This is a genomic window from Priestia megaterium, assembly GCF_023824195.1.
In the GTDB taxonomy this organism is placed as follows: domain Bacteria; phylum Bacillota; class Bacilli; order Bacillales; family Bacillaceae_H; genus Priestia; species Priestia megaterium_D.
In genome coordinates this window covers 423,249-448,620 of record NZ_CP085442.1, presented here as the reverse complement: position 1 = coordinate 448,620, position 25,372 = coordinate 423,249, and the positions used below count along the sequence as shown (strand labels likewise).

Below are 25,372 nucleotides of genomic sequence, written 5' to 3'. Positions count from 1 at the left end.
CGACGCTTTATAATAATATAATGCTCTGCACATAAAGTCAATATGTTTCAAGAAGAAAAATGATTTTTTTCTCTTGTTTAACTTCTTCCCTTACTGAGAAGTAGTTAAACGTAAATAAACTAAATTTTCTATTTTTTTAAAAGTATTTGTTAGCTATACTCTATATTAAAAAAGAAGCCCTTCACAAAAAGAGCTTCTTTCTCATCTTAGTGATTAAGGTAAATAATGGCGCGCACCTGCATACTCTTCCATGTACCCCTTCGTGTTTAAAGGAATAATCTCTACTGTCCGCTCGGAATTCGGCGAATGAATCATCATGCCATCTCCCGCATACATTGCTACATGGTGGACGCTTCCTTTTCCTTGGTTATAGGCAAAGAATAATAAGTCTCCGGGTTGAAGATTGTTCATCTCTACTGATTTCCCTGCTCGAGACTGTGGCCCTGAGTCACGTGGAATTGTAATACCATGGGACTGGTACATCGTAAACGTAAATCCAGAGCAGTCAAATCCAAACCCACTCATGCCAGCCCATAAATATGGAAGGTTTAAAAATGCCTTTCCACTTTCAACAAGCTCCGTGCCAGTTGGTACAGGAATATCTTTTTGAGACGCGTAGATTTTTCCTGCTTTTGTAGAAATCCATGCTGTCTTTCCATTTGGTTTTAGTACTTTATATGCACTCTTTGATTTTGCCAAAAGAGGTAAGCGCGTATTATAGCTAACTTCAATACCTTTCTTTTTCAAAGAAGGCGAATGATATAAATAAGTAGTCGGAGCTGTCACCATTACAAAAGGCTTCTTTGCATACTGTTCGTACCTCTTACTATAGGTTAGCTGCTTATTAGGCATCCATCCGGGATATCCTAATTCATTTCGAGAAGTAGGCTGTCCGTCTACAGCTACTTTGACCCAGTCTCCTTGCTTTTCTAAAACCGTTACTTTGTTTCCATATAACGCTTGTGTCTCAAGCATCCCATCGCTAGATAACTGCTGCTTCTGTTTCAAATTCATCGATGTGGTCCACTTTTTCATATCTACAGGATTAGTAGCTGACGGAGCGTCCACTTCACGCAAGATGTTTGGTGCTGTCCACAGAGTAGCTGCTGCGACATCTATATAAGCAGTTTCTTTTTCTTCAGAAGCATGAACAGAAGGAACTGCACTGACCCCAAGTGTAGCTAAAATAACTGTTGTTACCGTCAAAAGCCAACGTTTTATATTCATCGTCTCTCTCCTTCTACTATATTACTACCTTTTTATTTTGAGATAGGAACGGTGATTTCCCCTATTCCAGGAAGATCTGATAAGAAAACCTCTTGACCGCTGTACTTTAACACATCCAGTTCAGTTGAAAGCCAAAGAGGAGCATCTAAGTCAAAATACGTGATATTCGGATGAGCGGCTGCCAGATGAGCAGCTGCTCCCACGGAAAGTGATGGTTCCATCATGCTTCCAATCATACATGCAACACCGTTCGCCTCAGCAATACTTGCGATTTTTCTTGCTTCATTAATTCCTCCGCACTTCATTAGCTTAATATTCAAAAGATCCACGTATCGCCCGCTTACAAGCCTTAATGCATCTTTGGCAGAAAATAGACTCTCATCTGCCATAATGGGTACGTTTACTCGTTCAGTCACAAACTTTAACCCTTCCCAATCATGAGCAGGGACAGGTTGTTCTACCAACTCAATACCAAAGTTGAGAGTTTCCATTTCATTAATTAATTGCACTGCTTGTTTTGGAGTCCATCCTTGATTTGCATCCAAACGAAGTTTTACATGATCCGGAATGACAGATCGAATATGTTTAATGCGCTCAAGGTCTAGCTCAGGAATTGAACCTACCTTTACTTTTAAAATGTCAAATCCGTCCGCTGCACTTTTTTGTGCGTCTTCAGCCATTTTTTCAGGTGTATCAACACTTATCGTCATACACGTAGAGATAGGCTGCTTATCGCCCAAGAAAGCATATAAAGGAATGTTGAGAAACTTTGTATAAGCATCATGCAAAGCGATATCAGCAGCCGCTTTAGCACTTGAATTGTGAATACAGCAGCTCTGAATTTTTTTTAAGAGTTTTTGAAACTGACGTATATCCTCCCCTATTAACGCTAGTTTAATAGGCCCTTGAAGTGCAGCTTGAATGCCTTCTAAAGAATCGCCTGTAATAACATATGTTGGCGAAGCCGCTCCTTTTCCTTTTATTCCGTTTTCTAACTGAATTTCTACACTTATGCTGTCTATCTCTGTTGCTGTTCGAAGCGCTGTTTTAAACGGAACAAGCAGTGGAACGGTTTGATACTTTACAGTTATCTCTTTAATTATCATTTCAATCGCTTCCTTTCCATTTAGCACACATATTCTTCCATACGTATTTTGGTTTATCCTTAGATTGCCCCTAAAATTTTGGCGATCATCATACCAAAATAAGTACCTAAGAAGGAACCCATCAGAGCCATAATAACTCCTACCGGAATCAGTGCACGGTTATAAGCAGCTGCAAGCATTGGAGATGACGCCATCCCGCCAATATTAGCTAAACTTGCTACCCCGAGCGTAAATAAATCATATTTAAATAGTTTAGCTAGCAACAGCATAATCACTAAGTGCACAAACATAATAAGAAAACCAGATACTAAGTAAATAGGAGCCTGAGCTAAATTTGAAAAATCCGATTGAGAAGCAATTAGCGCTACAACGATGTATAACATAACGTTGGATACATCAAGCGTACCTGGAATTCTTGCTGCTGGGGTTACAGCAAGCACTAGACCAACGACAGAAGCAATCATAATCGTCCAGCTCGTTGCATTAATAACGGCTCCCACTTCAGGCAAACGCCCTCCGATAAATGTAGAAAATGCCGAAACGAACAAACCTAGACCAAGTAAATAAAGAAGATGCTGAAACTGAGGGCCTTCTTTTGCGCTTTCAGAAGTTGCTGCGACTTCATCTATACTATTCTCAATAAAGCTGACGTCTGCTTTTGTCCATTTATTAAATTTAGATGCAAACGGTACAAGCCAAAACATAAACATAACCCATACGGCATAGTTAATCGTATCCATCATAAGAGCGTAGCCAAATATATTTTCTGGAACATCCAAGATCCCTTGGAGAGCAACCATGTTAGCTGATCCTCCCGTCCAACTTCCTGATAAAGCACCAAAAGCTTTCCACGTATCCTCTACATAGAAATTCTTAAAGATGGCATAGACGAGGATAAAACCTACCATTATGCTAAAAACCGCAACAATGAATCCTCCCAGCATTCTTGGACCAAGTTTAATTACACTTCGAACATCACACTTTAACAGCATAAGCATCAGCATGGCCGGAAGCAGTGCATTTTTAACACCCGTATACATGGCGACATTTGATTCGCTATCTCCAAATAATCCTGCCGTTTGCATAAGAGCAGCTCCTATATAAATAAGTACGATACCCGGGATAAATTTAAAAAATCGATTGGCTTTAAATCTTTTTTCAATTCCTACCATGAGCGCAGCAAAGGCAGTTAACACACTCACATACATAAATCCATCTTGAATCATTCATTCTTCCCCCTTCATCTCCATGAAAATGTTTTTATACAAAACAAAATCCAGCCCAACGTTTGAAAACGTCAGGCTGGATTTCATCTAGGTCTATGTAGACAAAGCAGCTGTTATTTGCTGATATTTTTTCTGTGCATCATGAAACGCTACCACCAGTGCTTTTTGGGAAGACCCAAAATAGCGGCTGTTAATTTCGTCTGTAAGGGTGGGATCACTTATGTGACGTCCAATAAAAATCGATTGAACAAATCGAACGGTCAGCTCAATCGTCGCTGAGCATTCCACATCAATAATTTTCCCATTTGTTTTATCAACTACCAATCCTAAAAAATACTGATTGAACTTTTTAGTGATCGGATTGCTTTGAGGAGCTTTGGCATCTCCAATAATGTAGATAGTATCTTGATCATACATGATTTTTTATTCCTCCTAAAAGAGATAACAGACGATGCTAGGGACCGGCAAATGAACGTTTGCGGAGCTACGCAACATGTATTCGCTTTCACAAGGAACATTATAATCTATTCTCAATATATCATCTATAAAACAATTTCACAATATAACTTTTATACTATTCAGAATAGAATAATATTTTTTGTAAAAAAAGAGATTGAGACATAACGAACTTAATCCAACCTAAAGACGAACAAATGGGATACATGAGCTGAACCGCTTGTTACACCGCAGTTGATTTCCATGCAAGACTTCGCTTTCCGCGGGAGTCTTCGCCTTGCCCCCCAATCAACTGCTAGAAGGAACGAAACAGATGAAACTCACGTTCACCATAACCAAAAAATCGAACCACTAATCAAACATTTTGATCAATGGTTCGTTTTTCACTTTGGCTCAAATACTTTTGTCCCGGCTTCTTTCTACGTCATCCTTTGAACATTATAGAGGGAAAACGGTTAGGGTAATCTGTCATCACTACTTTTACTGAAGCCTGCTGGAGCTTTAAAAAGTCATTCATTTCATTAATTGTATATACTCGTAAGTCTAATCCCTCTTGCTTTGCTTTTTTCCCGTATGAAGAAAGAGCAAACGACATATCACAGTGTAGGTGCGCTCCTATCGATTTCGCTTTTCCAATCGCATCCTCGCTCACCCCTTCAAATAAAAAACCTGTTGGTATATATGAATGGAGAGATCTCACTTTAGCCAAGCTATCATAGTTAAAAGATGACAAAATAACTTGATCTTCTAAATCAAACTCATCGATTAGACGAAGAACTTTTTCTTCAAGTTTTGGATAGTAAATTCGGTCATTTTTTAATTCAATATTCACCGTTAATTTTGTCTTTTTGTCCATCATCCACTCAAACACTTCTACTAATGTTGGAATCGATTGTTTAGAAAAACGAGAGTCATACCAACTTCCAGCATCGAATAAACGCAGCTGTTTGTATGAAAATTCTTGAACATACCCCATTCCATTCGTCGTTCTGTCAATTCGTTCATCGTGAATAACTACTATTTCCCCGTCTTTTGTTAATTGTACATCTAATTCAATACCTGCAACTTGCATTTTCCTAGCTTCTTCAAATGCAATCATTGTATTTTCAGGATATCGTCCGCTAAAGCCGCGATGCGCATAAAGATCAATTGAAGTATTCATTGTCCTCTATCTCCCCTAACTAGTCATTCACTAAGTAAAAAGCTCGTCCTCAAAATAACTTGAAAGACGAGCTTGGTAATCATACGTTATTTTTGATTGGCTACTTCTAATGCTCTATTTGTTTCTTTTGCTGCTTGATCAAGTGCTTTTTTTGGCTTTACTCCTTGATACAGGCTTTCCATCCCTGTTACTACCTTTTGACGCGATTCAGGAAACACAGAAATTAAAGCACCTTGCGTAGCTGGAGTAGGCTTTGTTTCACGAAGCTGATCAACCGTTACTTTTAACTGCGGATATTTCTCCCACTCTTTTTTCACAATATCTTGTTCATACGCTTTTGGGTTAACTGCAAAGTATCCACTTTCTACGTGCCATTTTGCTTGAACTTCTGGTGTTGCTAAATATTTCATGAAGTCCCAGGCTGCTTTTGATGTTTCATCACTGATTCCTTTAGACATCCATAAAGATGCTCCGCCGATAGCTACTCCTTGGCGATCCTCTTCTTTTGGGACAGGAATATAAGATACGCCTACGTCAAATGGAGCATTGTCTACTAGTGTTTTAATACCTGCTGATGAGTCCAGGAACATTGCAATTTTTTTAGATTGAAATGCTGCGCGCATATCATCCCAGTTTTGCCCTACATTGTAGAATGTACCTTCTTTGTACATATCATTGATTAAATTAAATGCGTTTTGTCCTTCTTTTCCATTAAATACTGCCTTCTCAGCATCACCTTTACGGCCGTTTTCGTGATCTACATACAAGCCGCCTTGAGAAGCAACTAGCTCTTCAAAGAACCATCCGTAATTTAGAATTGAAAAACCGTATTGCGATGTTTTATTTCCTTGTTTTTCTGTTAATTTCTTTGCAGCTGCCTTTAATTCATCATATGTTTTTGGAGGATTTTCAGGATCTAACCCTGCTTTTTTAAAAGCATCTTTATTGTAAACAAGAACAGGTGTTGAAGAGTTAAATGGCATTGAATATTGCTTTCCATCTACTTGGTAATAGCTTGAAATGTTTTTCTCCCACTGTGAAGTATCATAGTGGTCTTGATCGATAAACTTTTGAACAGGCTGAATCTTACCGCTGTCTATCATGAATTTCGTTCCTACTTCGAACGTTTGCATAATAGCCGGTGCATCCTTTGTTCCTGCTACTGTATTAAATTTTGTTTGTGCTTCCTCATACGTTCCTTGGAAAACAGGCTTTACTTTGACTTTGTCCTGAGATTTATTGTACTCATCGACAATTTTATTGAGTGATTTTTCAAGGTCACCGCTCATAGCGTGCCAAAATACGACTTCTGTTTTACCTGATGCTGTTTTTTTTGTTTCTTGCGCTTCCGAAGAACCAGTTGAATTTGAGCAAGCACCTAGAATAACTAGCAAGCATGCCGTTACGATAGCCAATATCTTTTTCATCACATTCACTCTCCTATTTAATTGCACCTTGGGTTAATCCTTTTTGAAGACGTTTTTGACCTAGGAATAATAGTAATAATGTCGGTAAGATAACAACAACGACAGCGGCCATAACCACTCCCCAATCAGTTGAAATCTCCTGTGTTTGCATTTGCTTTAAACCAATCTGAACGGTACGAACATCCTCTGTATTTGTCACTAATAGTGGCCATAAATACATATTCCATGTTGTTAAAAAGCTATATACACCAAGCGTAACTAGACTTGTTTTAGACACGGGGAGCACGACGTTCCAAAAGAAACGAAAGCGGCTGATCCCTGCAACTTGAGAAGCTTCATATAACTCATTCGGAATGGTTTTAAACTGTTGACGCAATAAAAATGTCCCAAACGCTAAAGCAAAAAAAGGAATCGTTAATCCTAAATAATTGTTAATCCATCCTAGCTTTTGTGCTGTTAAAAAGTTAGGAACCATCGTTGCTTCCCATGGAATCATCATCGTAGAAATAAAGAGAAAGAAAATAGCATCTCTTCCTTTAAATTTAATAAATACAAATGCAAAAGCGGCCAAACTCGAAACTAACAGCTGCCCAGCCATGACGAAGATAGACACTGCAAAACTGTTAATTAAATAATGAAGCAGCGGAACTTTTTCAAAAGCAGCTCGATAATTTTCAAATGAAAAAGATGACGGCCAAATCTTTCCTTCCAACACTTCCGCTCCACTCATAAAACTAATGGAAAAAGCGTATAGAATAGGAAACATCAATACTAAAGTAGCTGCAATGAGTAACGAATAAGTTGTCCATTTTCTCGTGATGCTCATTGATAATGTACCTTCCTTTCTCCAAGCTTGAATTGAAGAGCGGTAACCAGTAGAATACAGAAAAATAAAATTGTAGCTTGAGCACTTGCAGAGCCAACATTATAGTTTACAAATGCATCTTTGTAGATTGAATAAACAATGACATTTGTGGAATCTGTAGGTCCGCCTTTTGTTAAAATGTCAATTTGTCCAAACGTTTGAAACGCGTTAATAAACGAAACGGTGATAATAAAAAACAGCGTTGGCGAAAGCATAGGAAGCGTAATTTTACGGAGCTGATACCAATAGCTAACTCCAGCAATACGCGCATTCTCATACAGCTTTTCATCAATATTTTGTAACCCGCCAAGTAAAATTAAAAAGGTAAACCCAATGTTCATCCAAATTGTAGAGATAGACACAGCAACCAATGCATATTTAGGATCTAATAACCACTGCACGTCATGAATCCCTACAAGGTTTAATACTTTATTGATAACCCCGATTGTCGGATTATACATAAACATCCAAATCACAGAAGAAGCCGCTACGCTCATTCCCATCGTAGATGAAAACATTGTTCTGAAAAAACCAATTCCTTTCAGCTTTTCATTTGCGATTAGCGCTAGGAATAATGCAATAATTAAGCCAATAGGCACTGTGTAGAGTACAAATAGAAAAGTAGCTTTCATACTTTGTAAGAAATTAGGATCTGTAAATAGATATAAGAAATTTTGCAGTCCTACAAAATTTAAGGGATTTCCCTGTGTGTCCGTAATAAAAAGACTTAAATATAATGTCTTAATCATTGGGTAGAAAAGAAATACACTAAATAACAGTAAGGATGGCAGTAAATAAGATAGTCCAACAATGATAGTAGGCATTGATTTTTTTTCTTTTGGGTTTGCTGAAACAGAAACAGGTGAGTTTGCTGTTTTGGTAACAGCACTCATACAAATGCCCCCTTTACAGTTAAATCTTCTGTTAATGGTTCGTAGTGCAAGCATGAACCTGTATCACCATCAAATAAAAACAGGTGTTTTGGATCGATAAAAATAGGAACTCGCTCTCCCACCTTTATATTCCATTGACCGTTCCACTTAGCCATCCACTGCTTGTCACCCATATGAAATGTAAGCAGTGTTTCCGTTCCTAGAATTTCTACATTATCTACCTCCACAATAAAACTCGTATTATCGTTTGTCGCAAGCTGTATATGCTCAGGTCTCACTCCAACCACAACTTCTTTTTTACCGTTAAGGTTACTGTTTGGTGTACTCATAGAAATAGCTCTTCTATCTTCAAAAACTAGTAAGTTATTTTCTATAGAAACGTTTGATAAATTCATAGGGGGAGAGCCTATAAAAGATGCTACAAACGTGTTCTTTGGTGCATTGTAAATATCAAGCGGACGTCCAACTTGTTGAATATTTCCTCCATTTAAAATCATCATTCGATCTGCCATCGTCATCGCTTCCGTTTGATCATGCGTAACATAAATCATCGTAATACCTAACTTGCGCTGAATCTGGCGAATTTCCGATCTCATCTTTGCTCGCAGCTTCGCATCTAGGTTTGATAACGGCTCGTCCATCAAGCAAATAGGCGAATGAGTAACAATAGCACGTGCGAGCGCTACGCGCTGACGCTGTCCTCCCGAAAGCTGTCTAGGCTTTCTCTTTAAATATTCACTTAAACCAAGCATCTCTGCTGCTTCCCTGCAGCGCTTTTGCTGTTCTTGCTTTGAAATTTTCTTTGTATGCAGGCCAAAAAGAATATTTTGTTCCACTGTCAAATGCGGATATAAGGCATAGTTTTGAAACACCATTGACAAATCGCGCTGACTTGGAAGCAGTTTATTTGCTTTTACATCTCCAATTAGTAGCTCTCCCTGCGTGACTTCTTCTAATCCGGCAATCATTCTCAGCATTGTACTTTTCCCACATCCTGAAGGACCTACTAGTACGAAAAACTCTCCCGGTTCAATTGTGACGTTAATATCTTGAATAACATTTGTTTTTTGATCGTATGACTTCCCGATGTTAACTAGCTCTACTTTTTTCATTAAAAACGCTCCTTTCTCTCTCATTCATATTTTTTCCACAACCATGATTTCCCTGTAGAAACTGCCGTAGCTCCTGCTTTTAAAGCCGCTTGGATATGGCTTTCATTTTGAATGAGTCCACCTGTAATAATAGGGATACTTGTTTTTTTAACGACTTTCTCTATCATCTCCGGAATTAATCCTGGCATTAGTTCTAATGCATCCGGTTTAATATCTTGAACGGTTTTCAACCCTTGTGCTACCGCGTCTGTATCAACTAAAAACAGCCGCTGAATAGCAACCAGTCCTTCTTGCTTTGCGTAATTAATGAGTGAACTTTTAGTGGTTACGATACCTGTAGGCTTTACAAACTTAGCAAGGAATTTAAGCCCTTCTCGGTCATAGCTAATCCCTGGAATTTTTTCAACGTGTAAAAAAACCGTTCGATTATGCTGTTTGAGTAAATCTACATAGCGTTTAATAACACTAATATTGCCCGTTAATAAAAAGGCGGCCTGGATCTCTGTTTCTAAAAATTGTTCTAAATTTTTTGGGCTTTTAATGGATGCAATCAAACGGTCTTGCCCAAGCTGTTGTAAGAAATCTGCTTCCTTATTCAAAACGATGCCTTCCTTTCATTCACAAAAAACCACAAAAAACGCATAGGGTATTGATATAGACCTATTGTTTTTTGTGGTTTCTCAATTTCATAACCTTAGTAACTATTCACTTATCGTTCACATGTTTTATAATAATGGTTATTTATGAAGGAAATATAAAGAAGCTGTTGAGTTTTGTAAAAAACCGTATAGTTCCTGTAAATCTCCTAAAAATCAAAAAACCGTTGATTTCTCAACGGCTTTACAGTGCACATTCTTCAATTTCAAATCCTAAATCTTCAATTAAACCCCAGTCAGCTGTAGGTTCTTGACCTTGAGTCGTTAAATAATCACCTACAAAAATTGAGTTTGCAGCAAACAAACCAAGCGGCTGAAGTGATCTGAGGTTGACTTCTCTGCCTCCTGAAATTCGAATTTCTTTGGTTGGATTTACAAAACGCATCATCGCTAACAGCTTTAAGCATTGCATTGGCTTTAACGCCTTTTTGTCTTCTAGAGGCGTTCCTGGAACGGCAACAAGAAAGTTGCATGGAATAGAATCTGCATCTAACTTTTTAATTTGAAAAGCTAATTCAACGGCTTGTTCATTTGTCTCGCCCATTCCAAAAATCGCACCGGAACAAGGTGACAAACCTGCTTTTTTAGATGTAGTAACCGTATCGACTCGATCTTCATAGCCATGCGTAGAACAGATATTGTCATAGTTATCAGCGTGAGTATTTAAATTATGATTATAGCGATGAACACCCGCCTCGACTAGTTCGTGTGCTTGATCATCTGTTAAAAACCCTAGACAGGCACAGACTTTCAAGTCTGTCTTTTGACGAATTTCTTTTACTGCTCCCACTACGTGCGCTACTTCTTTATCAGTAGGGCGGCGGCCTGACGCCACGATACAATATGTACCTGCTTTTCTTTTTTGAGCTTCAAAAGCACCTTCTACAATTTTCTCTTTTGTTAACCACGCATACTTATCAATCGGCGCTTCTGATACAATTGACTGCGAACAATATCCACAGTCTTCTGGGCATAAACCCGATTTAGTATTAATAATCATATTGAGCTTTACTTTTTTTCCATAATGATGATGACGAATTAAGTACGCGGCATTCATGACCTCTAACACTTCTTCATCCGGTACATGAAGAAGTTGAAGCGCTTCGTTATATGTAATTTTTTTCCCTTTAATAATAGACTGAGCAAGTGCTTTCCAACCTCTTAAACTTGTGGTTTCCATCGATTCCCCTCCACTTTAGTAAACTAAAAAAATATAAAGTTAACAATTATAACTAAAAGTTACCATTACTTCTCCTTTTATGTCAACACTGTATAATTAATAGTTAACTCAAAAAAGCCACTTCTATGATATAGAAGTGGCTTTTTGCTTATTGCGCTTGCAGTGTGTAAATAACCGATACAAAGTCTCCAGATTTTTCATCATATGCTTCAACACCTGGATACTCATGAGTTAGAGCAATCCCTGCGTACATGAGCTCATCTCCATAAGCTGTTTGGTCTGTTTCCATCACTGTATATTCATAATCAGGATGAAGCCCTTTTAGCTCAATGCGTTCATAAGAAGGATTTGGTCTAGCCAATACTTGATAATAACCGATGACTGCCTGTTTTTGATCGGATGAAACAACCATCCAGCTAGTCACATTTCCATCTTGTTCAAACGGACTTTTTAATCGATAGAACGTGCCATTTTGAATAAGAGATCGGTGTTTTTTATAGTAATGAATTTGTTTTTTTACCGTTTCTTTTTGATCTTCTGTCATCAGCGTAACATCTAACTCATAACCAAATGCGCCAAAATACGCAACGTCTCCTCTTGTTTCTAGACTTGTTACTCTGCGTACTTGATGATTTGGTACGGCTGACACATGTGCTCCCATTGAACTGATTGGATAGGCAAAAGACGTGCCGTACTGAATTTTCAGACGTTCAATCGCGTCCGTATTATCGCTCGTCCAAGCTTGAGGAGCATAATAAAGCATTCCCGGATCAAATCTAGCGCCCCCGCTTGCACATGATTCAAATAAAATATCCGGAAACTTCCTTGTTAGTCGCTCATATAAATCATACACACCTAAAATATAGCGATGTACTACTTCAAACTGACGATTCGCGGGCAGCCCAACAGATCCAATCTCCGTTATATTTCGATTCATATCCCATTTTATATAAGAGATAGGTGCTTCACTTAAAATAGCTTCCATTCGTTCATAGATATAATTCACTACTTCTTCTCGTGAAAAATCAAGCACATATTGATTTCGTCCATGAGACTGATGACGATTTGGCACATGAATCAACCAATCTGGATGCTTTTCATACAAGTTGCTTTGCTTTGAAATCATTTCAGGTTCAAACCATAACCCAAAGTCCATACCTAAATCCGTTACTTTTTGAGCCAATGACTTCATACCGCCCGGAAGCTTATTTTCATCTACAAACCAATCTCCAAGAGAAGTTGTATCATCATTACGTTTACCGAACCAGCCGTCATCCAATACAAAAAGTTCAACGCCTAGCTTTTGCGCTTCTTTGGCAATATGTACAATTTTCTCTTCGTTAAAATCAAAATACGTAGCTTCCCAGTTATTAATTAAAACTGGCCGCTCCAAATCCCGCCATTTTCCTCTAGCAAGACGCTTGCGATAAAGCTCATGATACTCTTGGCTAAGACCGTTTAGCCCGCTATTTGAATAAGCCAGTACTAGTTCTGGTGATTGAAAAGTTTGTCCACTTTCTAGTCGCCACTGAAAATCAAAAGGATGAATGCCCATCGTTATTCTTGATACATTATAATGATCTACTTCCACTTGTCCAAGAAAGTTTCCGCTGTATACAAGACTAAAACCATACGCTTCTCCACTGTGTTCAGTTGCAGCTGGATTCTTTAAAATTAAAAATGGGTTTTGCTGACTGCTGCTTGTACCTCTCGCACTAGAAATACTTTGAATACCAGGCTGAAGCATTCGTGTTTTAACGTGTCTTTCTCGAATCCACGCACCGGAAAGCTGAACCATTTCATAATTTGATGTAGGCAAATCAATGCTGCCGCTCATGATACGTAAAATATCGACTGGTTCTTCTCCCCCATGCTCAAATCGTGCATGACGCGTGATAATATTTCGGTCTTCGTAAACGGTATACGTTAAAATAAGTGATACATTGAGCAATTTATCAATCAGTTCAACTTCTACACTTGTGGCTTCACTCTCTTCTTCTACATATGTCGCAGGTAAGCCATTTAATGGCTTCTTACCTTCGTAAACTTTATGGTTATCGTATTCAAAATTTGTAATTCGGCTTCCATTTTGCTGAAGAAGTTGATAGGCTGGCTCTCTGAAGTCTGTTGTTCCATAAGAAGGATACTCTTGTTTGATTGTTTCAAGAGAAAATGCTAGTTCTCCTTCATATACCGAAGCGCTAGCTCCTCTTGTTTCTACACGTAAAAAATGCTGAAAAGATGAACGGTGCCTAAGCTTTTTTCCATAGTACAAGTGACCGAGCTGCCCGTTTCTCAACACTGAAAAGATATAACTTACATCGCGTCCCTGCAGGTGAAATTCCTTTGTACGTTCATTAAATAAGATTCCCACTTTATCCCTCTCCTTACCATCAAACATCTAACGAGACATTTCCTCTTTCGTCTATTGCCGTTGCATGCTCAAAAGCAGATGCTAGATTAATCTCTTTTCTCTCATACCATTTCGCTAAATCTTTGAATAACTCTTCTGTTTCAACCATTCTTGTGTCTACTCGCAGTTCAGTTTCATAGCTATGAAGAGACCAAGTGCTTTCACTAAATAAGGTCATTTCTACATCTAGACACATTTCTTTCCAATTAGGAGCGCACAGAATAGGATGACGTATGTCTGAACATGCAATGGTGTAGCGGTTAGAACCATTCTTATTCATAAAACAATGAACAAAAGAGGCACTCACATCGCCCTTACTAGTTTGTAAAGATTTATATAGTTGAATATCTAACAACGGAACGCTCCATTTTAACGCCATTTTTGGAAGAATTCTTTTTTTAGTCGACTTGACCGTTAATTTAATAAAATAAACACCATCTTTTTTTGTTTCATCCAATACGACATGCACACCTGGTTCCTTGTTTATCTCCAAGTTTATATAGGGTGTAGCAATCACTTCCTTCATCTCCTTTACCATCATTCTTAACTTTGTATACCTACAAAGATGTAACCGCATTCAAAAGTTTGTTTTCGTATTTATTACAAGTAGATCATCCTAAACGAAGCTTTTTTACTTTCTTTCATTTTATGTAAAATACTTTCTAGACTCAATGGTAAAAATCAAAGTGAAAAAAAGCATTTTTTTGCTTTATCTAGTAATCAATTAAACGCTCTTTATCTCTTAGCGCGCAATTTTCTCTTCTTTTTCAAAAAAAGATGACAAACCTAATAATATAGTATAATAATAAAAAATGAAGAATGATTATACACAGAAAGGATGACAAATATGAATCATGAACCTTCTCTTCTTAAACAACTAAAATTATGGCATATCGTCGTGATAGGCTTAGGCTACATGGCACCTATGGCCGTTTTTGATACATTTGGCATTGTAACTGAATCAACAGATGGACATGTTTCAGGCGCTTATGCATTAACGTTGATTGCTATTTTATTTACAGCCATTAGTTACGGAAAAATGGTAAAAGCTTTTCCCGGAGCTGGTTCCTCTTATACATACGCACAGCAAGTAATGAATCCAAGCATTGGTTTTTTGTTAGGATGGACGGCTCTTCTTGATTATCTATTTCTGCCAATGATCAATGCACTTTTGACAAATATTTACCTAAGCTCTCTGTTTCCAGGTGTTCCAAAGGCCGTATGGATTATCAGCTTTGTTGTCATCATGACCATAATGAATATTTTTAGCGTTCATTTAACCGTTTCTTTTGGTACGCTATTAGTTGCTTTTCAAATTTTAGTAGCTATTATCTTTATTATTTTAAGTGCTACAACTCAAGGCCAAGAGTTATCATTTAAACCGTTTATAAGTGAATCGGTCTCTATATCTCTGTTATTAAACGGAGCAGCTATTTTATGCTTTTCTTTTTTAGGATTTGATGCTGTAACCACCATGGCCGAAGAAACACTTAAGCCTGAGAAAACCATTCCTAAAGGGATTCTTATTATTGCATGTACGGGAGGCGCCTTATTTATCACAGTTTCTTACTTTGCTCAGCTTCTTTTCCCTTCAGTCTTTTTGTTTCATGATTTAGAAGGTGCATCAGCGGAGATCGCTTATAAAATTGGCGGCCAGCTTTTTCAATCTATTTTTGTAGCAGCGGCCTTGACTTCAACTATTGCTTCTGGACTTGTCTCACATATGAGTGCATCAAGACTTCTCTATGCAATTGGGAAAGATGGTTATCTGCCTCGGGGAATTTTTGGCTATATTCACCCTAAAACAAAGACGCCTGTTTGGAACGTGGTGATTATTGGTGGCCTCTCTTTAATTTCACTAGGTCTGTCTCTTGAAAAAGCTACCTCTTTAATTAATTTTGGTGCTTTAATTGCGTTCAGTTCAGTAAACATAGCGGTTTTTATCCATTATTTTATTCATCAAAACAAACGATCCTTCAGTGGATATATTTCATATGTACTTATGCCTTTACTTGGCAGTTTATTTTTATTTTTATTTTTTATGTGGCTTAACTTAGAAACAACATCCTTATTTATCGGTATTGTATGGAGTATAATCGGAATTATTTATTTACTGATTGCCAGACGAAAAAATACTATTACCATTCCTACTTTTCATTTTGATTAAGGAAATAGACTTAGCACATGAAAGCTACGTTTACTATATCAATGAAAAAATCCGAACGTATTTGATTCTCAACCAAGAATCAAACTCGTTCGGATTTTTCTTCAACTAAAATACTTTCGTACTAGTCTCTTTTTATTTTTTAGATTGTGAGACTTTTTCCAAAATGCGCCTTTTACGGTAGAGCATCATTCCAACTTCTCCTATATCAGTAATCGCTTGTTTGTTAATATACGCCCCAAATACCATTCCTGCTATAGGAATCATTTGAAATAGCTTTTTCCATCCCAAGCTGTCTCTATAGGTTAGAAACACTTCTCTCCAACCTTGGAGCTGCTGCAAGCTCTGCGTTCGATTGCCGCTTGCTAATTCTTCTAAGATTGCACGTTTCCCTACAATATCTGAAGACGAAAACTGCATGCATTTGACCATAAAAATACGTTCCTCCTGCTCAGTGGGATCGTACCCATAAGAAACAGCCACTTCTTGCAGTGTCTTAAGTGTAAGTCCCAATACAAAAGGAACATCAATAGCCAGTGTAAAAATTCCACCTACTCCGGTTGTAGCTCCTTGAATCTGTGCGTTCTTTTTTCGAACTTCAATAAAATGCTCCGCCAATTCATCCATTTCTTGCAGAGATAAATGCTGAATATCCTCTATCGAAAGCTGCTTATTTTCTTGTAATTGGGCTGATGCTTTCTCTAGCGTGGCAGACGTATTAGCTAAATACTGACCTCCATTATCGACATACTTAGCAATTTCATCTAATAATTTTTCTATTTTTTGATGAATGAACTTTGGCGTTACTTTATCTAAAGCTGAAAAAGGCAAGCGAGCCAGCCTCTCCCAGAAAAAAAGTCCTTTTTGGTCTTTTTCCCATTTTTCAATTTTTCGTAATTCTACTCTCAACTGTTCATGCTCTGACATATCCTCACTCTTTTCCTTGATTTATCAACCCTGTCCTACTTGTTTATTTCGCACATATTTAATGATAAAAAACAATGCAATTAAAACAACAATTCCGATTCCAATGGGCTGCATATATTGAGACACAATCGGCCCCACCTCTTTCCATTTAGGCCCTAGCTTATAACCTAAATATACGTAGATGGCCGTTACTGGAAGCATCGCAACAAATGTGTAAATGGAAAACAGCCATACATTCATTTTTGCCATCCCGCACGGAAAAGAGATTGCCGTGCGTACTCCTGGAATAAAACGTCCAAAAAAAGCAACCCCGCCGCCGTACTTATTAAAAAAGCGATCAGCAGCATCAATTTCTTTTTCTTTCACCAAAAAATATTTCCCATATTTTAAAACTAGCGGTCGTCCACCGTAACGTCCCAATGCGTAAAGAGTCAACGGTCCACAAACACCGCCTACTGTGCCTGCAAGGATAGCTAGATACAAATTCATATCACCTTGATACACCCAATACCCCACTAAAGGTAAAACAAGCTCTGCGGGGACAAACTCAAACGTTAATGCTAAAATTACGCCAAAATAAGAGAGCTGTTTTAGCGCTTCAATTAAAGAAAGTAAAACCGACTCTAACAAAAATTCTCCTCCTCATGTCATTAAATCTAAGACTGCAAAACTATAATTTAGCCGATTGATAGATAAAAACCAACGACGCGGCATAGTTTTTTCCTTTCCCTCTTTACGTATTACGTACTACAAAAGTTTCAATAAAAAAAAGCGCTAGTTTTATCCAGCGCTTTTATAGTTTAAAGTTAATTTGAATAATACCTACTTTACGAAGAGCATCGTATAAAATAACTAAAGCCGGTCCTAAAAATAACCCGACAAAACCTAAAAGTTTAAATCCAATGTACAAACTAACTAGTGCAGCCAAAGGTGAAATACCCATATTTGTAGAAAATACTTTTGGTTCTACTACACGTCTTACTACCGTAATGACTCCAAATAGAATAAATAAGCCGATTGCTAATGAGTCATGCCCTTGAGTAAGAGCAAAAATCCCCCATGGAACGAGCACCGAGCCTGTCCCAAGGATTGGTAAGATATCGACAATTACAATTAATAAACTAAGCAGCGCGGTATACGGAACATCTAATAGCCAAAGCCCTACATAAGCCATTACAAACGTCATGACACTTAAGATAATTTGTGCCTTGATAAAACCAACCCCCGCTTGGATAAGCTGAGTGATGACAACTTGTAGCTTATATTTCGTTTCTTCTGTTAAGAATGACTTAATTTTATTTTTAATAGCAGGCAGCTCAAGGCTGATAAATACAAGCGCTACTAAATAAATAAGAAACTCTAATAGAAACCCAGGAACAGTAGCGGCAAAGCTAATAATGATTTCTACGGTACTTTTTAATAGAGAATCTAATGAATTTACGGTTTTTTCAAGCGTGCGCTCGATAGAAGAAATCACTTCTGTAGGAAGAGCGTTTGAATAGTACTTCCACTTAATAATAGTTGGATAAATCGCGGTTTCATAGATTTCTTTTACAAATGAAGGCGCTATTTTTGAAAGAGCAACCACTTGCGTAACGATTGTCCGAACAATAAAAAATCCAATAAGTATGAGCGAAACAACATATAAAATGAAGGTCATAAGCACTGCATAGACTCTCTTCATTTTAAAAGATTGATGCAATTTCTGAACAATCCCCTCAAGTGCTAATGCTGTTAATAAAGCAAACACAATCGGTAAACTGTAAGGGATTAACAAACATACGATTACTATCGAGGCGATGACCCATATTCGCTTTTTCCACATACTCTACTATCCCCCTACTAGCTAAGCTATCTCTATATTTACTGATAAAGAAAGGAACCAGTGACTGCTTTATGTAAGAATAAAATTTGGATATTTTTATACCTGATGTTACATATTATAGGGTCAATTCCCATAATAATAAAGGAATTATTATGAAAAAAGCTACTTATTCTAATTTTTTGAATAGAATAAGTAGCTTTTTAATTTATAAATTAGCCGGCCCTCATGACCTCTGTACCTTTTTTAGGGTCAAATTTGCCTTCTGATTTAGACATTACAATTGCTGCTAGTGTGTTTCCTACTAAGTTAACAACCGTACGTGCCATATCCATGATTCTGTCTACTCCAGCAATGAAGGCTAATCCTTCTGCGGGAACACCGATTGTTCCAAGAGTAGCCAGTAATACAACAAATGATGTCCCTGGCACTGCAGCCATTCCTTTAGATGTAACCATCAATACAAGAATGAGCGTCAGCTGTTGAACGATCGTTAAATCAATACCGTACACCTGCGCTAAGAATAACGCTGCAATCGCTTGATAAAGAACGGAACCATCTAGGTTAAATGTATAACCAATTGGTACAACGAACGATACGATAGCTTTTGGACAGCCCATCTTTTCAAGTTTTTCCATAATACGCGGAAGAACTGTCTCAGAACTAGATGTACTGTATGCTAACAACAGTTCATCTTTCATATAGCGGAATAAGTGGAAAATGTTAATTCCTGCCCATTTCGCGATTCCTCCTAATACAACAAGTAGGAAGAAAATTAACGCTAAGTAAACTAAGATAACAAGCTTTCCTAATGAAAGGAGTGAATCTAAGCCGAATTTTGAAACTGTTACACCAATTAAAGCAAATACACCAATTGGAGCCACTTTCATTACAAGGTTTACCACGTGAAACATTGCGTGAGAAACGCCGTCGAAGAATTGTACAACTGGCTTTCCTCTTTCCCCAATTGCCGCTACTCCAAGTGCAAATAACACTGTAAAGAAGATAATTGCTAGCATGTCTCCTTCAACAATTGACTGGAAAAAGTTTGTCGGAACAATGTGTAAGAAAGTTTCAGCCACTGACTTTCCTTCTTGCTGTTCAGATGTTTCAACGTATTGTGAAATATCACTCTTCTGTGCTGAATGAATGTCTACACCTTGCCCAGGATGAAAAATATTAGCAATCAATACACCGATTACAATTGCAAAAGTCGTAATAATTTCAAAATAGAGAATGGTTTTAACGCCGAGCTTTCCGACCTGTTTACCGCTCCCTGCTCCTGCAACTCCAACGACTAAGCTTGAGATAACAATTGGAATAACAATCATCTTAATTAATCTTAAAAACAAGTCTCCTAGCGGCTGTAGGTATGTTACTACACGCGGATCGTTAAACCAAATTACCCCTACAAGAACACCGAGGATTAATCCGGTAAAAATCTGCGTAGCCAAACCAAAACGAATTTTTTTCATAGATGTACCTCCCCAAAGATGTATGACATTTGTATATACTTTTCTGAAAAAACAAAAAAAGACTATTCTTAAGAAAGAACAGCCTTTTACTTACGCTATTTTGGGCTCTTTCTCTCAATAAAGCAAACGGGGTTAACTGTCGGATTCGGAATTGAGAGTTTCCTACCTTTTGTAAGGATTCACCCCAAGGCAGCTTTACTGCCGATAATGATTCCCCCGCTCTATACGATTAAGCTTATTATTCAGTTTTTATAAAATTAAAACGATCTATACGTTGTCATACGTTTTTTACAGTCAATAAAACTAAACAGAAGTCTTACTTTTACTTAACTTTATACTGCACAAATATTAATTTACTATTTTTCGACACGTTTTGTCAATACCCATGTTTATAAAACGCTTTCAAAAGACGATAATATATATTTATGCAAAAAAGCTATTGCAACATTGCAATAGCTTTTTCTTGCTTTTTAAGTCTCTATCGGAAGTTTAAATGGCTATAATACACGCTTATTTATTTTATAAAAATACAAAATATAGAATAACTGCTAAAATAATTCGATAAATCGCAAACGGCACTAATTTAATACGATTAATTAATTTTAGGAAAAAGCGAATAGATACCAGCGCAAAAATAAAGGCGCTGATAAAACCAGCAATAAAAAACGGTAGTGCATCTGATGTGAAATACTGCCAGTTTTTAACCAATGAAAGTCCACTTGCTCCTGCCATGATTGGCACTGCCATAATAAATGTAAAATCTGCGGCTGCCTTATGGCTCATTCCAAGAAGAACCCCTCCTGAAATCGTTGAGCCTGAACGAGAAAAACCTGGCCAAAGAGCAATACATTGAAACAGTCCTATACCCAGTGCTTGTCCATAAGACATTTGGTCCACCGTCTCTACACGCGGACGTTTAGGTCCAAACAAATCTGCTAGAATCATTAATACAGCTCCGACCACTAAGCCAATTAGCACCGTATTTAAAGAAAACAAATGTTCATCAATATAATCATCAAACAAAAGTCCTAACACTCCTGCGGGTAACAGACCAACAATTACCTGCATTAAATTCAAGCGATTTGTCGGTCCAATTGGAGCAGCTGGTTTTTTTCCCAATCCTAATAAATTAATAAAACGATCTTTAAAAATAACAACTACTGCTAAGATCGACCCTAGCTGAATAACAATTTTAAATGTATTAGCTACTGGAGATGAAAATAATTCTTTTGAATTTAACCACAGGTCATCCACAATAATCATATGCCCAGTTGACGAAACAGGAGCAAACTCTGTTAAACCTTCTACAATCCCTAAAATGATTGCTACAATAATTTCCCACATAAAGCTATGTACCTTGCCTTTCTTTCAAATTAATAAGCTTATCGCTTCGTTTTACATGCTCATCTATTTTCCTATTTTGACACTTGCTTTTTTATCATAATTGTTAAAACTATGAAATACAATGTGTATTTGCAAAAAGATAAGAATCTTTAATAATTTGTAATAAAAACCTTACATGCTATAACCAAAAAACACGATATCAGCTTTTATTTATTTTAAAAAGTAGTCACTATGTTCGGTATAAGTTCCGGTCCCTTAGCTAAAAATGAATCATATAGACTATTTTTCTGTAGTGTGAAAAAATGACTAAATCATTATATTTTTTCCATCCTCCTTTACTGTCATCTATCATTTTAATCAACTAGTGCTTGCTTATGCGACATATCCCCTAAGTAATTTGAAACTTTTTTCTCTCTTTTCTCGTATATAGTAGTATCTTTTTTAGGAGGCTTTTTACTATGAATGGAAATGTACGTACAATGAAATGGGTCACTGCTGGGTATGAAGCCTTGCTGGGAATTCCTTTAATTGGCGCGGGGATTGTTATCGGCTTTAGTTATACTCCTCTTTTTATTGGATTTATTCTTCATGCTATCACACTCATTTTAGCTAATAGACGAGGGTTATCTGCTTATGGAAACATACTAGGGATTGTTACTTCACTGGTTGCTTGGATTCCATTTTTAGGGTTTATCATGCATATTATTACAGCTATTGTGATTGCAATCGATGCTGCTAGACAACACTAATTGTCTAACTTTTTTTATTTAGGGGTTGATTTTTTACCGAATGATGGTAAACTTAAGCCGTAAATTGAATAATTTGAATGTTATTTCTACTAGGGGTGTCTGATAGCTCAGACTGAGAGAAGAGTGCAATAAAACTCTTTAACCCTTTGAACCTGATTTGGGTTATACCAGCGGAGGGAAGTAGTCTTGAAAAGAATAGTATATGTTTATTCTTTTTTCGCCTATTCCATCGGGTTCTGTCTATCACAGAACCCGATTTTTTTATGGTTCGGTATAGCTACACTTTATGCGAAACCGGAGGAATATGTAATGTCAAAACAAAATGTATCAGTTTCTATGAAAAAGCCTTTTCCAAACAGTCACAAAGTATATGTCCAAGGATCCAGAGAAGACCTTAAAGTGCCTATGCGTGAAATTCATCAGTCTCCTACTACAGGATCTTTTGGTGAAGAAGAAAATAATCCCGTACGTGTATATGACACGAGCGGTGTTTATACAGATCCCTGTTATGAAATTAATTTACAAAAAGGATTACCGGCTCTGCGCGAAAAGTGGATTGCAGAAAGAAACGATGTAGAAACATATCAAGGCCGTACGGTTCAGCCACAGGATAACGGTTATTATGATGGTGATCCAAGAGATCAGTACGAGCGCTTTATCACTAATCGTTTACCTTTACGCGCGAAAAAAAATAAAAATGTAACGCAAATGCACTATGCGAAAAAAGGAATCATCACGCCCGAAATGGAATTTATCGCTATTCGTGAACAGATGGATCCTGAAGTCGTGCGTGAAGAAGTAGCAAGAGGACGTGCCATTATCCCTAATAATATCAATCACCCTGAAAGCGAACCGATGATTATCGGCCGCAAATTCCACGTGAAAATTAATGCTAATATCGGAAATTCAGCTATTCGTTCAGCTATTGAAGATGAAGTAGAAAAAATGACATGGGCAACGCGTTGGGGAGCCGATACAATTATGGATTTATCAACAGGAAAGGATATCCACACAACACGCGAATGGATTATCCGCAACTCGCCTGTTCCTGTAGGGACCGTTCCTATTTACCAAGCGCTTGAAAAAGTAAAAGGCGTAGCAGAAGATCTAACGTGGGAAGCATATCGCGATACATTAATTGAACAAGCAGAACAAGGTGTTGATTACTTTACTATTCACGCAGGTGTTCTTTTACGCTATATTCCTCTAACAGCGAAACGTACGACAGGTATTGTTTCACGCGGAGGATCCATCTTGGCGCAGTGGTGTTTAGCTCATCATGAAGAGAACTTTTTATATACTCGCTTTGAAGAAATCTGTGAAATCTGTAAAGCATACGATATTTCTATTTCGCTTGGTGATGGGCTACGTCCTGGTTCCATTGCAGATGCTAATGATGAGGCACAGTTCGGTGAATTAGAAACGCTTGGTGAATTAACTAAAATTGCTTGGAAACACGATGTTCAAGTTATGATTGAAGGTCCTGGACATGTCCCTATGCACCTCATCAAAGAAAACGTAGATAAACAAATGGAAATATGCCAGGAAGCTCCCTTCTATACTCTTGGACCGCTTACAACCGACATCGCTCCCGGCTATGACCATATTACATCAGGTATTGGGGCTGCAATGATTGGCTGGTTTGGGACAGCTATGCTTTGCTACGTAACGCCAAAAGAACATTTAGGACTTCCGAATAAAGAAGACGTTCGAGAAGGCGTTATCACCTATAAAATTGCTGCGCATGCCGCTGACCTAGCAAAAGGCCATCCAGGAGCACAAAAACGCGATAACGCGCTGTCTAAAGCAAGATTTGAGTTTAGATGGAATGATCAATTTAACCTGTCACTAGATCCAGAGCGCGCAAAAGAATATCACGATGAAACACTTCCCGCTGAAGGTGCTAAAACAGCCCATTTCTGTTCAATGTGTGGACCTAAATTCTGTTCGATGCGTATTTCTCAAGATATTCGTAACATGGCTCAAGAAAATGAAAAAGATGTAAACGAAGTAAGAAAAGAAGGAATGAAAGAAAAAGCTAAAGAGTTTGTTAACAGTGGTTCAAATATCTATCAATAATGAAGTAGAACAGCTTAAAGAACAAATTAAGCAGCTTGAAAGAAAGTTATTATTTGTTCAGCAAAATTGTCAGCACATTATCGTTGAATCCTCACATTCTTCCGTAAGACGCTGCATTAAGTGTTTCTATCAACAAGAAGCAGAGGCTGAGCCAAAAGTATTTTAGTTGAAGAAAAATCCGAACGAGTTGAATTCTTGATTAAGAATCCAACTCGCTCGGATTTTTTCATTGGTAGGGTGAACGTAGATTTCATGCATGTAGTTGCTTCTAGCGATTGATTGGAGGGCGAGGCGAAGACTTCTGCGGGAAAAGCGGAATAAGTGAGACCCCGCAGGAGCGTAAGCGACGAGGAGACTCACCGGCCGCCCGCGGAAAGCAAAGTCTTGCACGGAAATCAACCGCAGCGTAACAAGCTATCCATACTAGCTCATTTATCCCATTTGTTCGTCTTTAGATTGGATTGATTTCGTTACGTCTCTCAATTTCATCTTTTTTTGAAACGTGCTTTCAGCATGTTCTTAATCCAATATAGTATTTTAATAATAACCCAGCCTATAAATGTGCCTAGCGTATTCAAAAAAATATCATCAATATCAAATACTCGTTCCGTTAGCTTGTACTGTAAAATTTCAATCAGAAAACTGATTAAGAAACCCGTCGTAAACACTTGAATAAAACCGTCAAACCACTTCATAAACAAAGGGATAAACATTCCAAGCGGCGCGAACATCACGATATTTCCCAGTATATTTGTCAGAGTGAGCATTATATTCCCGCTGTCCCACATCAGACGGATCGTACTAAATAAATCCAAGTTCATTGCTTTTCCGTAAACATGTTCGTTTTCCCGTATGAGAGTAGCGTAAATGACCACTGCCGTATACGCAATAAATAGAGTGAACATGATTTTTTTAACGATTGACCTGATGCTTACATTCACTTCAACATCACCTTCTTTGACTCCCAAAACCATTTATTATTATCTATATGTACCCGTCCACTGCTTTCATTCGTAGTGAATGCATTTACATGCTTTTTTATCCTATCACATCAATAAATAAATACAATTCCCTTTATACAATTTTATT

Annotated in this window: 24 protein-coding genes and 2 riboswitches; of the genes, 5 read left to right on the top strand and 19 right to left on the bottom strand. The window is 37.7% G+C overall.

Annotation, left to right across the window (positions count from 1 at the left end):
* Positions 1-213: 213 nt before the first annotated feature.
* The 13 genes from LIS78_RS02415 to LIS78_RS02355 all read right to left on the bottom strand — a co-directional run bounded on the left by LIS78_RS02415 (position 214) and on the right by LIS78_RS02355 (position 14,249).
* Positions 214-1,227 carry a C40 family peptidase gene (locus tag LIS78_RS02415; RefSeq protein ID WP_252284597.1) on the bottom strand — a complete coding sequence of 338 codons (1,014 nt, stop codon included), beginning with the start codon at positions 1,225-1,227 and terminating at the stop codon, positions 214-216.
* 32 nt (positions 1,228-1,259) lie between these two features.
* Entirely contained in the window at positions 1,260-2,333 is a 1,074-nt protein-coding gene (locus LIS78_RS02410) for a dipeptide epimerase (RefSeq protein ID WP_195783330.1), read from the bottom strand.
* 59 nt (positions 2,334-2,392) lie between these two features.
* The gene (locus LIS78_RS02405; protein ID WP_209150882.1) at positions 2,393-3,559 is read right to left on the bottom strand and encodes a DUF819 family protein; all 1,167 of its coding nucleotides are present in this window, start codon (positions 3,557-3,559) and stop codon (positions 2,393-2,395) included.
* A gap of 93 nt (positions 3,560-3,652) precedes the next feature.
* Positions 3,653-3,976: a DUF3870 domain-containing protein gene (locus tag LIS78_RS02400; protein WP_014461787.1), complete on the bottom strand. Its 324-nt coding sequence runs from the start codon at positions 3,974-3,976 to the stop codon at positions 3,653-3,655.
* A 463-nt stretch (positions 3,977-4,439) separates the two neighbouring features.
* Positions 4,440-5,177 carry a glycerophosphodiester phosphodiesterase gene (locus tag LIS78_RS02395; protein ID WP_195781317.1) on the bottom strand — a complete coding sequence of 246 codons (738 nt, stop codon included), beginning with the start codon at positions 5,175-5,177 and terminating at the stop codon, positions 4,440-4,442.
* Between the two features lie 86 nt (positions 5,178-5,263).
* Complete coding sequence (locus LIS78_RS02390) at positions 5,264-6,604, bottom strand: ABC transporter substrate-binding protein (RefSeq protein ID WP_195781318.1); 1,341 nt, start codon at positions 6,602-6,604, stop codon at positions 5,264-5,266.
* Between the two features lie 13 nt (positions 6,605-6,617).
* Entirely contained in the window at positions 6,618-7,430 is an 813-nt protein-coding gene (locus tag LIS78_RS02385) for a carbohydrate ABC transporter permease (RefSeq protein WP_195781319.1), read from the bottom strand.
* The gene (locus tag LIS78_RS02380) at positions 7,427-8,362 is read right to left on the bottom strand and encodes a carbohydrate ABC transporter permease (RefSeq protein ID WP_209150881.1); all 936 of its coding nucleotides are present in this window, start codon (positions 8,360-8,362) and stop codon (positions 7,427-7,429) included. The genes LIS78_RS02385 and LIS78_RS02380 overlap by 4 nt, the downstream gene beginning before the upstream one ends.
* Positions 8,359-9,474 carry an ABC transporter ATP-binding protein gene (locus LIS78_RS02375; protein WP_252284596.1) on the bottom strand — a complete coding sequence of 372 codons (1,116 nt, stop codon included), beginning with the start codon at positions 9,472-9,474 and terminating at the stop codon, positions 8,359-8,361. The genes LIS78_RS02380 and LIS78_RS02375 overlap by 4 nt, the downstream gene beginning before the upstream one ends.
* A 20-nt stretch (positions 9,475-9,494) precedes the next feature.
* Positions 9,495-10,073 carry a glycerol-3-phosphate responsive antiterminator gene (locus LIS78_RS02370; protein WP_025753238.1) on the bottom strand — a complete coding sequence of 193 codons (579 nt, stop codon included), beginning with the start codon at positions 10,071-10,073 and terminating at the stop codon, positions 9,495-9,497.
* A gap of 241 nt (positions 10,074-10,314) precedes the next feature.
* Positions 10,315-11,310, bottom strand: a complete 996-nt coding sequence (gene bioB, locus LIS78_RS02365) for a biotin synthase BioB (protein ID WP_252284595.1) — start codon at positions 11,308-11,310, stop codon at positions 10,315-10,317.
* Positions 11,311-11,458: 148 nt separating this feature from the next.
* Positions 11,459-13,684 (bottom strand): alpha-galactosidase, encoded by a 2,226-nt coding sequence (locus tag LIS78_RS02360; RefSeq protein WP_252284594.1) that lies wholly within the window; start codon positions 13,682-13,684, stop codon positions 11,459-11,461.
* Between the two features lie 19 nt (positions 13,685-13,703).
* Positions 13,704-14,249 (bottom strand): hypothetical protein, encoded by a 546-nt coding sequence (locus tag LIS78_RS02355; RefSeq protein ID WP_252285318.1) that lies wholly within the window; start codon positions 14,247-14,249, stop codon positions 13,704-13,706.
* Positions 14,250-14,570: 321 nt separating this feature from the next.
* On the opposite strand from LIS78_RS02355, the gene LIS78_RS02350 reads away from it, so the two are divergent.
* A complete protein-coding gene (locus LIS78_RS02350; RefSeq protein ID WP_252284593.1) occupies positions 14,571-15,890 on the top strand; it encodes an APC family permease in 1,320 nt (439 codons plus the stop codon).
* Positions 15,891-16,022: 132 nt separating this feature from the next.
* On the opposite strand, the gene LIS78_RS02345 is transcribed toward LIS78_RS02350, so the two are convergent.
* From LIS78_RS02345 to LIS78_RS02325, 5 genes are all read right to left on the bottom strand, one after another.
* Positions 16,023-16,814 (bottom strand): EcsC family protein, encoded by a 792-nt coding sequence (locus tag LIS78_RS02345; RefSeq protein WP_252284592.1) that lies wholly within the window; start codon positions 16,812-16,814, stop codon positions 16,023-16,025.
* Between the two features lie 24 nt (positions 16,815-16,838).
* Positions 16,839-17,444: a DedA family protein gene (locus LIS78_RS02340; RefSeq protein ID WP_195781327.1), complete on the bottom strand. Its 606-nt coding sequence runs from the start codon at positions 17,442-17,444 to the stop codon at positions 16,839-16,841.
* 163 nt (positions 17,445-17,607) lie between these two features.
* Positions 17,608-18,639, bottom strand: a complete 1,032-nt coding sequence (gene ytvI / locus LIS78_RS02335; RefSeq protein WP_013055188.1) for a sporulation integral membrane protein YtvI — start codon at positions 18,637-18,639, stop codon at positions 17,608-17,610.
* A gap of 212 nt (positions 18,640-18,851) precedes the next feature.
* The gene (gene gltT / locus LIS78_RS02330; RefSeq protein WP_098239943.1) at positions 18,852-20,111 is read right to left on the bottom strand and encodes a glutamate/proton symporter GltT; all 1,260 of its coding nucleotides are present in this window, start codon (positions 20,109-20,111) and stop codon (positions 18,852-18,854) included.
* A gap of 106 nt (positions 20,112-20,217) precedes the next feature.
* Positions 20,218-20,357, bottom strand: a riboswitch (cyclic di-AMP (ydaO/yuaA leader).
* Positions 20,358-20,630: 273 nt separating this feature from the next.
* Positions 20,631-21,455, bottom strand: a complete 825-nt coding sequence (locus LIS78_RS02325; protein ID WP_209150876.1) for an undecaprenyl-diphosphate phosphatase — start codon at positions 21,453-21,455, stop codon at positions 20,631-20,633.
* 458 nt (positions 21,456-21,913) lie between these two features.
* Between LIS78_RS02325 and LIS78_RS02320 the strand changes: the two genes are divergently transcribed.
* From LIS78_RS02320 to LIS78_RS31235, 4 genes are all read left to right on the top strand, one after another.
* The gene (locus LIS78_RS02320) at positions 21,914-22,204 is read left to right on the top strand and encodes a hypothetical protein (protein ID WP_209150875.1); all 291 of its coding nucleotides are present in this window, start codon (positions 21,914-21,916) and stop codon (positions 22,202-22,204) included.
* A gap of 81 nt (positions 22,205-22,285) precedes the next feature.
* Positions 22,286-22,400: riboswitch (TPP riboswitch) on the top strand.
* 113 nt (positions 22,401-22,513) lie between these two features.
* Positions 22,514-24,283, top strand: a complete 1,770-nt coding sequence (gene thiC / locus LIS78_RS02315) for a phosphomethylpyrimidine synthase ThiC (protein WP_195781331.1) — start codon at positions 22,514-22,516, stop codon at positions 24,281-24,283.
* On the top strand, positions 24,261-24,449 hold the full coding sequence (locus tag LIS78_RS02310) for a hypothetical protein (RefSeq protein WP_028410320.1): 189 nt from the start codon (positions 24,261-24,263) through the stop codon (positions 24,447-24,449). The genes thiC and LIS78_RS02310 overlap by 23 nt, the downstream gene beginning before the upstream one ends.
* Before the next feature lie 109 nt (positions 24,450-24,558).
* Positions 24,559-24,693: a hypothetical protein gene (locus tag LIS78_RS31235; RefSeq protein WP_268241083.1), complete on the top strand. Its 135-nt coding sequence runs from the start codon at positions 24,559-24,561 to the stop codon at positions 24,691-24,693.
* Between the two features lie 75 nt (positions 24,694-24,768).
* Here the strand turns inward: LIS78_RS31235 and LIS78_RS02305 are convergent, their stop codons facing one another.
* The gene (locus LIS78_RS02305; RefSeq protein WP_229754499.1) at positions 24,769-25,224 is read right to left on the bottom strand and encodes a VanZ family protein; all 456 of its coding nucleotides are present in this window, start codon (positions 25,222-25,224) and stop codon (positions 24,769-24,771) included.
* Positions 25,225-25,372 lie beyond the last annotated feature (148 nt).